The sequence below is a fragment of the Kitasatospora sp. NPDC057512 genome, assembly GCF_042802135.1.
Classification (GTDB): domain Bacteria; phylum Actinomycetota; class Actinomycetes; order Streptomycetales; family Streptomycetaceae; genus Kitasatospora.
Genome location: NZ_JBHVET010000118.1, coordinates 1 through 15392 on the forward strand (window position 1 = coordinate 1; position 15392 = coordinate 15392).

Here is a 15392-nt window from a genome sequence, read left to right on the forward strand (position 1 = left end):
AAACACGGCAGGGGCCGTAAGAAGAATTCGGCGGCGTCCTACTCTCCCACAGGGTCCCCCCTGCAGTACCATCGGCGCTGAAAGGCTTAGCTTCCGGGTTCGGAATGGAGCCGGGCGTTTCCCTCTCGCTATGACCACCGAAATGATCGGGCCGGGCAATTGCTCGAAAGCACTGCCTTCGCCTCGCTGTAAATCATAGCAGGAGGAAAAGCGAACGGATTCCGCGGCCCCGGTGCCAGGTCGGGTCCGGCGGTCGGACCGACCGGTGGGCGGCGTCCATCCACCGGCTCCCGCCGCCGGCTCCATCCACCGGCTCCCGTCGACCCGCTCGGAGGGGGAGCCGGAGCGGCGCACCGAGTGGGGCGCGTCACGTCGGGCGCGCGCCCCATCCGTCGTGTCCACGCCCGTGTGCACACCACCGAACCCACCCCTGTGCGCCGATCGCCCAAAAACCGACCGATAAGGTGTTAATCCAACATTCATCCATGCCGCATAGCCTCCGGGGGCTAGCCTCATGCTGAACGTCATCGTCCGACCGGGAGGCGAAAGCCCCGTGCAAGGCACTGTCACCACACCAGGCGGTTCCACGGTGCCCGGCGGCCAGGGCGAGGCGTTCCTGCTCGTCGTGGACGACGAGCCCAACATCCGCGAGCTGCTCTCCGCCTCACTGCGCTTCTCCGGCTTCCGCGTCGCCTCCGCCGCCACCGGCACCGAGGCGCTCGAACTGGTCGCCGTCGAGCGCCCGGACCTGGTCGTCCTCGACGTGATGCTCCCCGACCTCGACGGCTTCACCGTCGTCGAGAAGCTGCGCGAGCGCACCAGCCGCGGGCAGATAGCCGGGCCGGCCCACGGGCACCCCGCCGACCACCTGCCGGTGCTCTTCCTCACCGCCAAGGACGGCGTCGGCGACAAGGTCCAGGGCCTGGCCGCCGGGGCGGACGACTACGTCACCAAGCCGTTCAGCCTGGAGGAGCTGATCGCCCGGATCCGCGCCATCCTGCGCCGGGCCGGCGGGCCCGCCGAGGACGGCCGACTGGTCGTCGCCGACCTCAGCCTCGACCCGGTCGCCCACGAGGTCACCCGGGGCGGCACCCCGGTCTCGCTCTCCCCGACCGAGTTCAAGCTGCTGCACTACCTGATGGCCAACGTCGGCCGGGTGGTCTCCAAGTCGCAGATCCTCGACCACGTCTGGGCCTACGACTTCGGCGGGGACCTCTCCATCGTCGAGTCGTACATCTCCTACCTGCGCCGCAAGCTCGACTCCGGCCCGGCGCACGGCCCCAAGCTGATCCACACCGTGCGCGGCATCGGCTACGCCCTGCGCCGTCCCCCGCAGGGCTGACCGGACCCGCTCGTGCCCGCCCGCTTCTCCTCCCGGCTGTCGCTGCGCGCCCGGCTGCTGGTGCTCGTGTTCGCGCTGGTGACCACCGGGCTCGCGGTCAGCGACACCTTCGTGCTCGGCGCCGTACGGACCCAGCTGGTGGAGCAGCTGGACGAACAGCTCCAGCGGTACGGGCTGCCGCTCTCCCGCAAGCCCCCGAGCCAGGTGGTCGCGCCGGCCGCCGGGAAGCCCCTCGTCGCCGGCCGGCGGGTCAGCCTGCCCAGCCAGTACCTGGTGCAGTACCTCTCCTCCGACGGCAAGGTCCAGGCGCTGATGCGCCAGCCCGTCTCGGACAGCGACCCGGCGCCCCAACTGGCCGGACTGGACCCGACCCGGACCGCCCCCGACGTCCCCTTCGACCTGCCCGACCAGCGCGGCCGGCACAGCTGGCGGGTGCTGGTGCTGCCGCTCCAGGCCCCCCGCGGGCAGGCCGCCAACCCCAGCGCGTACGCCTCGCCCGCGGTCACCCCGACCTACGTCATGGTGGCGGTCTCCCGCGAGGACATCGACGCCACCCTCGGCAGGCTGAGCACCTCCTTCCTGGCCATCGGCGGCGGCGTCCTGGTGCTGATCGCCGCGCTCGGCTTCTTCGCGGTGCGGGCCGGGCTGCGGCCGCTGCGCCGGATCGAGGCGGGCGCCGAGCGGATCGCGGCCGGCGAGCTGTCGCACCGGATGCCGGAGCTCTCCCCGGGCACCGAGGTCGGCCGGCTGTCGATCGCGCTCAACGGGATGCTCACCCAGATCGAGGCGGCCTTCGCGGCCCGCGCCGAGTCCGAGGCCCGGATGCGGCGCTTCGTCGCGGACGCCTCGCACGAGCTGCGCACCCCGCTGGCCGGCATCCGCGGCTTCGCCGAGCTGTACCGGATGGGCGCGCTGCCCACCGAGGCCGACGTCCAGCGGACCATGACCCGGATCGAGAGCGAGGCCGACCGGATGGGCGCCCTGGTCGAGGACCTGCTGGTGCTCGCCCGGGCGGACGAGGAGCGCCCGCTCGACCTCGCCCCGATGGACCTGCGCACCCTCGCCGCCGACGCGCTGCACGACCTCACCGCCCTCGACCCGAGCCGCCCGGTCGCGCTCACCGGCCCGGCCGGCACCGGCGCGCCCGGCGCGGCGCCCGTCCTCGGTGACGAGGCGCGGCTGCGGCAGGTGGTCACCAACCTGGTCGGCAACGCGGTCAAGCACACCCCGGCCGGCACCCCGGTCCGGATCGGGGTGGGCGCCGGCCCCGGCGGCGTCTGCCTGCTGGAGGTCGCCGACTCCGGCCCGGGCCTCACCGAGGAGCAGGCCCAGCGGGTCTTCGACCGGTTCTTCCGGGTCGACGCCTCCCGCAGCCGCGACAACGGCGGCGGCGCGGGCCTCGGCCTCGCCATCGCCACCGCCCTCACCCGCGCCCACGGCGGCACCCTCACCCTGCACACCGCCCCCGGCGAGGGCGCCACCTTCCGCGTCGAACTCCCCCGCCAGCGCTGACCGGATTCCCCCGGCCCCGAAACTCCTCGATCGAGTGAACCCGCTGCCGTTCACCCGGGCGGCCCCCGGTCGTGTGCGACCGTGCTGCCGTCGCTTGTGCGGGCTCGCACGGGCTGATCACACTGGACGGGAAATGGGGTGTTCCGATGAGCGCGGTTGCTGTTGAGGAGACCGGCGTGGACGACAAGGAGGCCGTGATCCCGGAGGGGCCCGCCAAGGGCTTCGTGATCGGGCCCGACATCACCGGTGAGTGCCGTGGCTGAGCACGGGGGAGCGTCGTTCAGGCGGGACCTGTCGGAGTGGCGGATCGTGCTGGTCGCGTGGCGGCTGCTGGTGCTGCAGGCGGCGGATCCGGTGGTGTCGGCGGGGATGGCGGAGCACTCGACGTACCGGGCGCACCCGTGGCGGCGGGTGGAGCACACGCTGGGCAGCGGGCGGCGGCTGTTCTACCAGGACGCGGAGGCGCTGCGCCGGGAGGTCGCGCGGCTGGAGCGGGCGCACAAGCGGATCCGAGGGACGGGGCCGGACGGGCGGCCGTACGACGCCGGGGACGCGGCGACCAGGGCGTGGGTGCTGCTGACGCTCTTCGAGGGCGTGGTCGCGATGCGCCGGCTGGGCGGGGACCGGTACGACGCGGGGGAGTTGGCGCGGGCGTACGCGGAGTTCCGGGAGGCGGTCGCCGTCTTCGACCTCCCGAAGGGCGAGATCCCGGAGACCGTGGGGGAGTTGCCGGCCTACTTCGCCCGGTACGCGCGGGAGCGGCTGGAGCACACCGAGGCGGCGCGCCACCTGTTGGACGACCTGCTGCGCGAGGCGCCCGCGCCGCGCCGGCTCCGGTTCCTCGGCGACGCGGGGTGGCGGGTGGTGCGGGTGGTGGTCGCCCGGGCGATCCGCGAGCTGACGGTGGCGGACCTGCCGCCGGCGGTGCGGGAGCGGTTCGGGCTGGTCCGGACCCGGCGGGCCGCGCTGCTGTCCGCCGTGCTGCACCGCGGTGCCGGCGCCGTCGTCCCGCTCCTCCCGGACCGGTTGCGCTACCGCTCCCCGGAGGAGCACCGGGCGCCGAAGCGCCACCGCCCGCACCGGGACGGCCGGGGGCCCCGGCTGGACCGCTTCTTCCACGAGGTGCTCGACCAGACCGGCGACGGCTTCATCACCGCGCACGACCTGCGGGCGATGGCGCACAACGTGTGCTGGCAGCTGGAGTTGGACGAGGCGGGCGAGGCCCGGGTGTACGAGGCCTTCGACAGCTGGTGGGAGCAGCTGCGCGCGGTGATGGACGCGAACGGGGACGGGAAGGTCAGCCGGGAGGAGTTCGTGGCGGCCACCCTGGCCGGCCTGGACCGGGACGAGGCCTACCTGGAGCGGGGGCTGTTGCCTGCGCTGCGGGCGGTGTTCACCGCGGCCGACACCGACGGCAGCGGCTTCCTGGAGTTCGACGAGTACCGCGCGGTGTTCGGCGGGCCGCGCGTGCACCCGGCGGAGCTGTCGCACGGTTTCCGCCGGCTGGACGCCGACGGGGACGGGCGGATCACCCGGGAGGAGTTCCTGGCCGGATTCACCGGGTTCTTCACGGCCCGCGCCGATTCCGTCCCGGGCACCGAGCTGCTCGGCCGCCCGTAGCACGCGGCTCGCGGGCCACGGCCGACTCGGCGAGGTCCGGCGGGGTCCGGCGAGGCCTGCGGGGCGCGCCCCTAGCACGCGGATCCCGCCGGGGCGACCGGGTCGCGGGCCTGTCAAGCGCCGGTTCGGCCAACAACTTCCGGCCATCCGCCCGGTCGTTCGTTGCCCCGGCCCGCGGTGGATCCGCAGACTGTGCGGACCGCACCGCGGCCCGTGACGCAGCGCACAGCCCTGTCAATCCCACCCCACCTGCAGTTCCCCCGTAAGGATGGTGGATACTGCTCCTTGTGAACGTGTTCACGTTCACAAGCGGACAAGCTTGCGTGGTTGAGCAACGGTCTACGGCTATAGATGAAGTTTGTCCGGAAGATGCCCGTCATCACGCGGGCAGGTCGGGAGAGAGGGCGACGTGGAACTGGCAATCGCTCACGAAACCATCGCGCGATGGCAATTCGGCATCACCACCGTCTACCACTTCCTCTTCGTTCCGCTCACGATCAGCCTGGCCGCGATCGTGGCCGGTCTGGAGACCGCCTGGGTGCGGACGAACAAGGAGAAGTACTTCCACGCCACCAAGTTCTGGGGAAAGCTCTTCCTCATCAACATCGCGATGGGCGTGGTCACCGGCATCGTCCAGGAGTTCCAGTTCGGCATGAACTGGTCCGACTACTCCCGCTTCGTCGGCGACGTCTTCGGCGCCCCGCTCGCGATGGAGGCGCTGATCGCCTTCTTCTTCGAGTCCACCTTCATCGGCCTGTGGATCTTCGGCTGGGACAAGCTGCCGAGGAAGATCCACTGCGCCTGCATGTGGATGGTGGCGCTGGGCACCGTGCTCTCGGGCTACTTCATCCTGGCCGCCAACTCCTGGATGCAGCACCCCGTCGGCTACGCGATCGACCCGGTCACCGGCAAGGCCCAGCTGACCGACGTCGTCCGGGTGCTGTTCCAGAACACCACCCTGGTGGTCGTCTTCCACACCCTGACCGCCGCCTTCCTCACCGGTGCGGCCTTCGTCGTCGGCATCGCCTCCTTCCACCTCTGGAAGGCCAAGCGCAAGCCCGAGACCGCCGACCCGAAGAAGACCGCCGCGATGCGCACCTCGCTGCGGCTCGGCCTGGTGCTCGCGGTCGTCTTCGGCGCCGGCACCGCGCTCAGCGGCGACACCCTCGGCAAGGTCATGTTCGAGCAGCAGCCGATGAAGATGGCCGCCGCCGAGGCGCTGTGGGAGACCCAGGCACCGGCGCCGTTCTCGGTCTTCGCGGTCGGGGACGTCAGCAAGGGCCACAACTCGGTCGCCCTGGAGATCCCCGGGATACTCTCCTTCCTCGCCCACAACGACTTCAGCTCGTCCGTCCCCGGCATCAACGACACCGCCGCCGCCGAGGCCGCCCAGCACGGCGGCGACCCCAAGGACTACATCCCGAGCATCTTCGTCACCTACTGGGGCTTCCGCCTCATGATCGGCTTCGGGATGACCTCCTTCCTGGCCGGCCTGATCGGCCTGTGGACCACCCGGAAGAAGCTCTTCCTGCACCCCGAGTTCCGCACCGGCGAGACCGAGGTGCCCCGGCTGATGCTCACCCCCGGGCGCGAGCTGGGACCGCAGCTGACCAAGTGGAGCTGGCGGATCGGCATCCTGACCATGGGCTTCCCGCTGATCGCCAACAGCTTCGGCTGGATCTTCACCGAGATGGGCCGTCAGCCCTGGGCCGTCTTCGGCCTGATGACCACGGCCAGCGCGGTCTCCCCCAATGTCAGCGTCGGCACCCAGATCGGGGCGCTGGCCACCTTCACCGCGCTGTACGCGATCCTCGCCGTCATCGAGGTCCGGCTGCTGGTCAAGTACGCCAAGGCCGGCCCGGTGGTGACCGAGCAGCCGCCCACCAAGGACCCGTCGTTGCGCGGACCGTCCTCGGACGAGGACGCCGACAAGCCGCTCGCCTTCGCCTACTGAGGCGCCGGGACACCGGGGAACTGAGGATCTGACATGCAACTCCACGACGTCTGGTTCGTGCTGATCGCGGTCCTGTGGATCGGCTACTTCTTCCTGGAGGGCTTCGACTTCGGGATCGGCGTGCTGACCAAGCCGCTGGCCCGCAACACCGCCGAGCGGCGGGTGCTGATCAACACCATCGGCCCGGTCTGGGACGGCAACGAGGTCTGGCTGCTGACCGCCGGCGGCGCCACCTTCGCGGCCTTCCCGGACTGGTACGCGACGCTCTTCAGCGGCTTCTACATCCCGCTGCTGGTCATCCTGGTCTGCCTGATCGTCCGCGGGGTGGCCTTCGAGTACCGGGCCAAGAACGACGGCGCCCGCTGGCAGCGGAACTGGGAGGAGGCCATCTTCTGGACCTCCCTCCTCCCGGCCTTCCTCTGGGGCGTGGCCTTCGCCAACATCGTGCGCGGCGTGGACATCGACGCGCAGAAGAACTACGTCGGCACCCTCTGGGACCTGCTGAACCCGTACGCCCTGCTCGGCGGCCTGGTGACGCTCGCCCTGTTCACCCTGCACGGCTCGGTGTTCGCCGCGCTCAAGACGGTCGGCGAGATCCGCGAGCGGGCCCGCAAGGCGGCCCTGATCTCCGGCCTGGCGACCGCCGCGCTGGCGCTGGCCTTCCTGACCTGGACCCAGGTCGACCACGGCAACGGCCGCAGCCTCGCCGCGATGACCGTCGCGGTGGTCGCCCTGCTCGGCGCCCTGACGGCCAACCAACTCGGCCGCGAGGGATGGGCGTTCAGCCTCTCCGGGGCGACCATCGTGGCCGCCGTCGCGATGCTCTTCCTGGCGCTCTTCCCGGACGTCATGCCCTCCACCCTGAACCCGGAGTGGAGCCTGACCGTCGCCAACGCCGCGTCCTCGCCGTACACGCTGAAGGTGATGACCGTCGTGGCGGCGATCTTCACCCCGCTGGTGCTGCTCTACCAGGGCTGGACGTACTGGGTGTTCCGCAAGCGGATCGGCGTCCAGCACATCCCCGGGCACAACCCGGCCGCCCCGCTCGACCGGGCCTGACGCCGTGAAGCCGGTCGACCCCCGACTCCTCGGGTACGCCCGCACCACCAGGGCCTTCCTCGCCGGATCCGTGCTGCTCGGCGCGGTCGGCGCGGCCCTGGTGGTCGCCCAGGCGAGTCTGATCGCCGAGATCGTCGTCCGCGCCTTCCAGCGCGGGGCGACGCTCGGCGAGCTGACCACGCCACTGCTGCTGCTTGCCCTGACGGCGGTCGGGCGCGGCCTGGTCGGCTGGCTCACCGAACTCACCGCCCACCGGTCCGTCGCCCGGGTGAAGTCCACCCTGCGGCGCCGACTGCTCGACCACGCCACCGCGCTCGGCCCGTCCTACCTGGCGGGCCGGCGCACCGGCGAACTCACCACCCTCGCCACCCGGGGCATCGACGCCCTGGACGACTACTTCGCCCGCTACCTGCCGCAGCTGGCGCTGGCCGTGGTCGTCCCGGTGATCGTGCTGCTGCGGATCGTCGGCGCCGACCTCACCTCGGCCGCGGTCATCGCCGGGACGCTGCCGCTGATCCCGCTGTTCATGGTGCTGATCGGGATGGCCACCCAGTCCCGGATGGACCGGCAGTGGAACACCCTGGCCCGGCTCTCCCACCACTTCCTCGACGTGGTCGCCGGACTGCCCACCCTCAAGGTGTTCAACCGGGCCCGCACCCAGGCCGCCACCATCGCCCGGATCACCGCCGACTACCGCCGGGCCACCCTGCGCACCCTGCGGATCGCCTTCGTCTCCTCCTTCACCCTGGAGCTGCTCTCCACCCTGTCCGTCGCGCTGGTCGCCGTCACCGTCGGCTTCCGGCTGGTGGACGGCACGCTCGACCTGGAGACCGGGCTGCTGATCCTGGTGCTCGCCCCCGAGGTGTACTTCCCGATCCGCCAGGTCGGCGCGCTCTACCACTCCAGCGTCGAGGGGCTGACCGCCGCCGACGAGCTGTTCCGGGTGCTGGAGACCCCGCTGCCCGCCGCCGGCACCACCCCGGCGCCGGACCTCGCGGGCGCCGTGATCGCCGCCGAGGGCCTGGTCGTCCGGCACCCCGGGCGCACCGAGCCCGCGCTGGACGGCGTCGCGCTGACCCTGCGTCCGGGCTCCAGCACGGCGCTCACCGGCTCCAGCGGCGCCGGCAAGTCCACCCTGCTGGCCGTGCTGCTCGGCCTCACCGCCCCGTCGTCGGGCACCGTCCGGATCACCGCCGCCGACGGCCGTACGACCCACGACCTGGCCGAGCTGGAGCCGGAGAGCTGGCGGCGGCAGATCGCCTGGGTGCCGCAGCACCCGCACCTGTTCGCCGGGACGGTCGCCGATAACCTGCGGCTCTACCGGCCGGAGGCCACCGACGAGCAGCTCTGGACGGCGCTGCGGGCCGCGCACGCGCTCGACTTCGTGACCGACCTGGCGGCCGTCCTGGGGGAGGACGGCGCCGGGCTCTCCGCCGGGCAGCGCCAGCGCCTCGCCCTCGCCCGGGTGCTGCTCGCCGAGGACCGGCCGCTGGTGCTGCTGGACGAGCCGACCGCCAACCTGGACGGCGCCTCCGAGGCGGCCGTGGTGGACGCCGTCCGGGCGCTCGCCGCCGACCCGGCGCGCACCGTGCTGGTGGTCGCGCACCGGCCCGCCCTGCTGGCCGTCGCCGACCGGCGGGTACGGCTGGCGGGGCCCCCGCCGGCCACCGCCGCCCCGGCCGGCCCGGTGGCGCCGCTCGCCCACAGCGGCCGCCCCACTCCCGCCCCCGCCGTCGCCGAGGAGCCCGGACCCGAGGGCGGCGGCACCCCCCGGCTGGCGCTCTCGATCCTGCTCGGCGCGCTCGCCCTCGGCTGCGCCGTCGCGCTGATGGCCACCTCCGGCTACCTGATCTCCCGGGCCTCCGAGATGCCGCCGGTGCTCTACCTGATGATGGCCGTCACCTCGGTACGGGCCTTCGGCATCGGCCGCAGCGTCTTCCGCTACGCCGAGCGGCTGGTCTCGCACGACGCGGTGCTGCGCACCCTCGGCACCCTGCGGGCCGCCGTCTACCGGCGGCTGAGCGCGCTCGCCCCGGCCGGACTGCCCGCCTTCCGGCGCGGCGACCTGCTCTCCCGGCTGGTCGCCGACGTGGACGCCGTCCAGGACCACTACCTGCGCTGGCGGCTGCCGGCCGCGGTGGCCGGCCTGGTCGCGCTGGCCTCGACCGCGGCGATGGCCGCCTTCCTGCCGGCCGCCGGTCTGGTGCTCGGCCTCGGACTGCTGCTCGCGGGCGGGCTGGTGCCCGCCCTGGCCGCCCGCTGGTCGGCCGGCGCCGAGCGGCGCCAGGCCCCGGCGCGCGGGCGCCTGGCCACCGCCGTGGTGGACGCCTTCACCGGCACCGCCGAGCTCACCGTGGCCGGCGCGCTGCCCGGCCGGCTGGCCGCCGTCCGCGGCGCCGACGCCGCGCTGACCGGACTGGCCGCCCGCTCGGCCGCCACCACGGCGCTCGGCACCGGGCTGATCGCCCTGCTCACCGGGCTGACCGTGACCGCCGCGGCCGCCGTCGGCGTCCAGGGGGTGCGCGACGGGGTGCTGGCGCCGGTCTGCCTGGCCGTGGTGGTGCTGACCCCGCTGGCCGCCTTCGAGGCCGTCACCGGGATGCCGCTCGCCGTCCAGGCCCGCCAGCGCAGCCGCGCCGCGCGGGCCCGGCTGGACGAGGTGCTCGCCGCCGAACCGCCGGTCGCCGAGCCCGCCGAACCGGTGGCACTGCCCGAGCGGCCGCTGCCCGTCGCGGTGCGCGGGCTGACCGTACGGCACCCCGGGCAGGCGGCGGACGCGCTCGCCGGGGTGGACCTCGACCTCGCGGCCGGCCGCCGGATCGCCGTGGTCGGCCCGTCCGGCTCCGGCAAGACCACCCTCGCCCAGGCGCTGCTGCGCTTCCTGGAGCCGAGCGCCGGGACGGTGCGGTTCGCCGACGGCCGCCCCGAGGCCGTGGACAGCCGCGCGCTGGCGGGCGAGTCCGTCCGCCGGGTGATCGGGCTCTGCGCCCAGGACGCCCACGTCTTCGACAGCTCGCTGCGGGAGAACCTGCGGCTGGCCCGGCCGGCGGCGGGGGAGGACGAGCTGCGCGCCGCGCTGGCCGCCGCCCGGCTGCTGGAGTGGACCGAGGGCCTGCCGGACGGCCTGGACACCATGGTCGGCGAGCACGGCGCCCGGCTCTCCGGCGGCCAGCGCCAGCGGCTGGCGCTCGCCCGGGCGCTGCTCGCGGACTTCCCCGTGCTGGTCCTGGACGAGCCCGCCGAGCACCTCGACCTGCCCACCGCCGACGCCCTGACCGCCGACCTGCTGGCCGCCACCGAGGGCCGCACCACCGTGCTGATCACCCACCGGCTGGCCGGGCTGGACGACACCACGGTGGACGAGGTGCTGGTGCTGGACGGCGGACGGGTGGCCGAGCGGGGCCGCTGGTCGGAGCTGGTCGCCGACCCGGACGGGCGGCTGCACGCGATGTGGCGGCGGGAGCGGGAGGCGGACGGGCTGCTGGAGCCGGTTCCGGCCGCCGCCGGCCAGGCCTTCACCCGTTAGTCGCGCCGTCCTTCGGCTGAAAAGCGTACAAACGTAGGCTTTCTCCATGGACCCCACGCCGGACCTCTCGCCCGACCCCGCTCAGGGCCTCCCGTCGGACCTCCCCGAGGCCGGTGCCGGGGCCGCCGCCGAGCAGACACCCCACCAGGTGCCGGAGATCGCCTCGCTCGGGCTGGACACCCTGGTCACCGAGGTCGCCGAGCGCCTGCAGTCGGCCGCCGCGGTCACCGACCGGATGCAGCGGCTGCTGGAGGCGGTGGTCTCGATCGGGGCCGGGCTGGACCTGCACGCCACCCTGCACCGGATCGCCGTGGGCGCCGCCGAACTGGTCGACGCCCGCTACGCGGCGCTCGGCGTGATCGCCCCCGGCGGAACCGGCCTGGCCGACTTCATCCACGTCGGGGTCGACGACGAGACCGCCGCCGAGATCGGCGAACTGCCCGCCGGCCGGGGCATCCTCGGCGCGCTCATCGACCGCCCCGAGCCGCTGCGGCTGGCCGACCTCCGCGCCGACCCGCGCTCCTCCGGCTTCCCGCCGCAGCACCCGTGCATGAGGACCTTCCTGGGCGTGCCGATCCGGGTCCGCGCGGAGGTGTTCGGCAACCTCTACCTCACCGAGAAGAAGGGCGGCGGCGCCTTCACCCCCGAGGACGAGCAGGTGGTGCACGCGCTCGCCGCGGCGGCCGGCGTGGCCATCGAGAACTCCCGGCTGTACGAGGAGGGCCGGCGCCGGGAACGCTGGATCGCCGGCGCCGCCGCCGTCGCCACCGCCCTGCTCTCCGCCGAACAGGCCGAGAGCGCGCTGACCGTCGCGGCCGAGCAGGTGCGGGAGCTGGCGGACGCCGCGCTCGGCATGATCCTGCTGCCGACCGGCCCGGAGGGCGGCGGCGAGGGCGACGGGCAGATGCGGGTCGCGCACGCCTCCGGCGAACTGGCCGAGTACGTCCGCGGCGAGCTGCTGCCCAGGGAGAGCTTCGCGGCGCGGCTGCTCGCGGGGGAGAGCGTCTACCTGGACGACATGTCCAGCGACCCGACCGTGGTGATCCGGCTCGCCCGCCGCTTCGGCCCGTCCATGGCCGTGCCGATGGTCGCCGCCGGGCGGGTGCTCGGCGGGCTGTGCGTCTGGCGCCCGCACGGCGCGGTGCCGTTCACCGACAGCGAGAAGCAGCTCGCCGAGACCTTCGCCTCGCAGGCCGCGCTCGCCCTGCGGCTCGCCGAGGGCCAGCGCGACCAGCAGCGGCTGGCCGTCTTCCAGGACCGCGACCGGATCGCCCGCGACCTGCACGACCTGGTGATCCAACGGCTGTTCGCCACCGGGATGATGCTGGAGAGCGCCGCCCGGCGGGCCGTCGTCCCCGAGGTCAGGGTCGGCATCGGCAAGGCGGTGGACGAGCTGGACGCCACCATCCAGGAGGTCCGCACCACCATCTACGCCCTCCAGCACGACGACCACGGCGACGCGCCGGACACCCTGCGCACCCGGGTGCTGCGGGAGGCCAGCCAGGCCGCGGCCGCGCTCGGCTTCAAGCCCTCGGTGAGCTTCGTCGGGCCGGTGGAGAGCCTGGTCGGCGAGAAGACCGGCCGTCAACTGCTCGCCGCCCTGCGCGAGATGCTGTCCAACACGGCCCGGCACGCGCGCGCCTCCCGGGTCGGCGTGGAGATCGACGCGACCACCCACCTGGGCGAGGACGGCCGCCCGGTGGGCGGCGACCCGGACTCGCTGGACCGGGGCGGCCGGCCCGGCGTGCTGCTCACCGTGACCGACGACGGGGTGGGCATCCCGGCCGGCGGCCGGCGCAGCGGCCTGCTCAACCTCACCCGGCGCGCGGAGGCGCTCGGCGGCGACGCCTGGCACGAGAGCGGGCCGTACCGCAAGGGCACGATGGTGCGCTGGACGGCCCGGCTCTGAGGGCTCCGGCCGTGCTTTCCGGCAAGAACCAGTGAAAGTTAAACGAGAGAGAACTTCCCGACCAACAGCGCAAGTTGTGAACGTTCTGGGCTTTCGGGGGCTCCGTGTGCACACATAGCTTTGCTCCGCTCGGAGGGGAAACCGGAGGGCAACCGGACGGAGGGGGCAGTGAACGCTGCCGGCCGCGGTCACACCGCAGCAGGGGCAAGTCGAGGGGGTTTCCGCGCCGAACGGGCGGCGGACGGGCGCTACCGCTGGCAACTGAAGGCGTCCAACGGACGGGTGGTCGCGATCACCCCGGCCGCGTTCGAGACGGCCGGCGAGGCCGAGCGGGGCTTCGACGGCCTGCGCGCCGCGGCGCCCGGGCTCACCGCTCGGATCACCCACGTGCGGGAGGGCATCGGCTGGATCTGGGTCGTCCCCGGCTCGCGCGCCCTCCCCGAGGTGCGCTCCAGCCGCGCGTACGAGCGGTACGCGACCTGCCAGAACGCCTTCCGACGGTTCGTGGTGCTGCTCTCCAAACAGCCTCCGCACGAACTCCCGGAGCCCGCCGTGCCGTTGAGACGCACCGATGGCCGCTGAGCGACGCGGCCCGCGGCTGCTGGTCGTGCCGGCGGCCGACCGCTGCCTCGGCTGGGCACTGCGGGCCGCCAACGGACGGCCGCTCGGGGTCGGCGTACGGACGTACCGCAGCGAGGACGAACTCGCCGAGGCCGTCCGGGTGCTGCTGATCGAACGGGCCGCGCTGCGGTGTTCGGTCGGGCAGTCCGAGGGGCGCCAGTGGGTCTGGGCCGCCTACCTTCCGGTGCGCAGCACCCGGCCGGGGGCGGCCGACGCCGTTCCGGTCGCCCGCAGCGCCCGGGGGTACCTGCGGCGGGACCAGTGCCAGGCGGGGATCGAGGGGTTCCTGGCCGGACTGCAGTGGGTGGGGCAGGAGTTGCGGCGGTCCGGGCGGGACGGCCGCCGGCCGCTGTAGGAGACCGTGTGCGTGGCGGTCCGTCGAAGGTGACGGACTGCCATCTCGGCGTGTCCGGACGCATGTCCGGAGGCGGGTCCGGGGGCGGGTCCGGAGGCGGCGGTTCCGTCGACGGCCCCGGTCCGTGCAGTTCCGGTGAAGGACAGGTTTCCGGCAACACCCCGAGCAGCTTCCTGGAGAAGAACGTCGACCGGGTTCGGAGGGCCGGTAGTGCCCCTGTCACGTGCGCGCTGACCAGTGGCTAAACCTCGCCGAACCGATGAGTCGACATTCCCCGGCCGGACCCGGCCTCCCTTCCGGCGGAACCTCCCCGCCGGACAGGATCGGCACTGCCGGCGAGGCCGCAGCGGACGCGGCCACACGGCCCCGAACTCCCGAACGGAGTACGGGTTTCACGCGATGTACGTCTCTCCCCCGGAGGAAGAGGAACATGCGTAAGACCGCTGCCAAGCTGCTCACCGTCGCCGCCCTGGCGACCTCCATCGCGACCGTCGCCGGCGGCACCGCCGTCGCCGACCCGGCCGCCGGCGTGACGCCGCGCGCCATCGACTTCGTGGGCACCGGCTCCGACACCACCCAGGCCGTGGTGAACCAGCTCGCCGCCGACTACAACGCGTCGCTGACCGACCCGAACGCCCCCCGCGTCTACAGCTGGGACGCGACCCCCACCGGCACCACCATCACCCCCAAGGCCGGTGCCGCCACGATCGCCCGCCCGAACGGCTCCGGCGCCGGCATCAAGGCGCTGACCACCTACACCAACACCACGGTGGACTTCGCCCGCTCCTCGCGCGGCCCGCAGCCGACCGACCCGACCACCGACGACTTCGTCAGCCTGGCGAAGGACGCCGTGGCCTGGGCCGCCCCGGCCACCGGCAACGCCCCGGCGAACCTGACCACCGCGAACCTGAAGGACATCTTCACCTGTGCGGTGACCAACTGGAACCAGATCGACCCGGCGCTGCCGAACGCCACCATCAAGCCCTTCCTGCCGCAGGCCGACTCGGGCACCCGCTCGTTCTTCCTGACCACCATCGGTGGCGGCGTCGCGGTCACCCCGGGTGGCTGCGTCGTCAGCGGCACCCAGGAGAACCAGGGCAGCGACACGGCCCTGGCCGACCCCAACGCGCTGGTGCCCTACTCCGTGGCCCACTACATCGGCCAGGTCTACTACGGCAAGGGCAGCGGCACCGACGTCCAGGGCCCGCTGACCATCCGCAACGTCAACGGTGTCGTGCCGGTGGACACCGCGGCCAAGACGATCAGCACCGCCTTCGCGGCCACCCCGTACTCCCGCGTGGTCTACAACGTCTTCCGTGACAGCGAGTGGACCTCGAACGCCACCCTGCGCGCCATCTTCGGCAAGGGCGGCTGGCTCTGCACCAACGGTGCCAACGACCTCAAGAGCTACGGCTTCCTGCCGCTGTCCTCCTTCGCCTGCGGCGCCGTCACCCACTCCTGATCCACCCCGCACCACACCGGCGGCCGCGGGTC

General features: G+C 73.4%; 10 protein-coding genes and 1 rRNA gene. 10 read left to right on the plus strand and 1 reads right to left on the minus strand.

The genetic code is table 11. The annotated features are described in order from the left end of the window. Positions 1-25: 25 nt before the first annotated feature. A 5S ribosomal RNA gene (gene rrf / locus ACFU6K_RS11090) occupies positions 26-142 on the minus strand. A 411-nt stretch (positions 143-553) separates the two neighbouring features. Between rrf and ACFU6K_RS11095 the strand changes: the two genes are divergently transcribed. The 10 genes from ACFU6K_RS11095 (at position 554) to ACFU6K_RS11140 (ending at position 15360) form a co-directional block, all read left to right on the plus strand. Then, positions 554-1342: a response regulator transcription factor gene (locus ACFU6K_RS11095; protein WP_380662271.1), complete on the plus strand. Its 789-nt coding sequence runs from the start codon at positions 554-556 to the stop codon at positions 1340-1342. Between the two features lie 12 nt (positions 1343-1354). Further along, positions 1355-2854 carry a sensor histidine kinase gene (locus ACFU6K_RS11100; RefSeq protein ID WP_380662272.1) on the plus strand — a complete coding sequence of 500 codons (1500 nt, stop codon included), beginning with the start codon at positions 1355-1357 and terminating at the stop codon, positions 2852-2854. Positions 2855-3109: 255 nt separating this feature from the next. Beyond that, positions 3110-4474 carry an oxygenase MpaB family protein gene (locus tag ACFU6K_RS11105; RefSeq protein ID WP_380662273.1) on the plus strand — a complete coding sequence of 455 codons (1365 nt, stop codon included), beginning with the start codon at positions 3110-3112 and terminating at the stop codon, positions 4472-4474. Positions 4475-4883: 409 nt separating this feature from the next. Next, complete coding sequence (locus ACFU6K_RS11110; RefSeq protein ID WP_380662274.1) at positions 4884-6428, plus strand: cytochrome ubiquinol oxidase subunit I; 1545 nt, start codon at positions 4884-4886, stop codon at positions 6426-6428. A gap of 33 nt (positions 6429-6461) precedes the next feature. Next, complete coding sequence (gene cydB, locus ACFU6K_RS11115; protein WP_380662275.1) at positions 6462-7487, plus strand: cytochrome d ubiquinol oxidase subunit II; 1026 nt, start codon at positions 6462-6464, stop codon at positions 7485-7487. Between the two features lie 4 nt (positions 7488-7491). After that, complete coding sequence (cydD, locus tag ACFU6K_RS11120; protein WP_380662276.1) at positions 7492-11013, plus strand: thiol reductant ABC exporter subunit CydD; 3522 nt, start codon at positions 7492-7494, stop codon at positions 11011-11013. Positions 11014-11248: 235 nt separating this feature from the next. Further along, the gene (locus ACFU6K_RS11125; RefSeq protein WP_380662279.1) at positions 11249-12922 is read left to right on the plus strand and encodes a GAF domain-containing sensor histidine kinase; all 1674 of its coding nucleotides are present in this window, start codon (positions 11249-11251) and stop codon (positions 12920-12922) included. Positions 12923-13090: 168 nt separating this feature from the next. Continuing rightward, positions 13091-13504 carry a DUF1508 domain-containing protein gene (locus ACFU6K_RS11130; protein WP_074002007.1) on the plus strand — a complete coding sequence of 138 codons (414 nt, stop codon included), beginning with the start codon at positions 13091-13093 and terminating at the stop codon, positions 13502-13504. Then, complete coding sequence (locus tag ACFU6K_RS11135; RefSeq protein WP_380662277.1) at positions 13494-13898, plus strand: hypothetical protein; 405 nt, start codon at positions 13494-13496, stop codon at positions 13896-13898. Before ACFU6K_RS11130 ends, ACFU6K_RS11135 begins: the two co-directional genes overlap by 11 nt. A 430-nt stretch (positions 13899-14328) precedes the next feature. Then, complete coding sequence (locus tag ACFU6K_RS11140) at positions 14329-15360, plus strand: PstS family phosphate ABC transporter substrate-binding protein (protein ID WP_380662278.1); 1032 nt, start codon at positions 14329-14331, stop codon at positions 15358-15360. Positions 15361-15392: the final 32 nt, after the last annotated feature.

Bases quoted from the DNA above. Each gene is read 5' to 3' on its own strand.
- cydB (WP_380662275.1), top strand. From the start codon at position 6,462: ATGCAACTCCACGACGTCTGGTTCGTGCTGATCGCGGTCCTGTGGATC.
- ACFU6K_RS11125 (WP_380662279.1), top strand. From the start codon at position 11,249: ATGCAGCGGCTGCTGGAGGCGGTGGTCTCGATCGGGGCCGGGCTGGAC.
- ACFU6K_RS11135 (WP_380662277.1), top strand. From the start codon at position 13,494: ATGGCCGCTGAGCGACGCGGCCCGCGGCTGCTGGTCGTGCCGGCGGCC.
- ACFU6K_RS11140 (WP_380662278.1), top strand. From the start codon at position 14,329: ATGCGTAAGACCGCTGCCAAGCTGCTCACCGTCGCCGCCCTGGCGACC.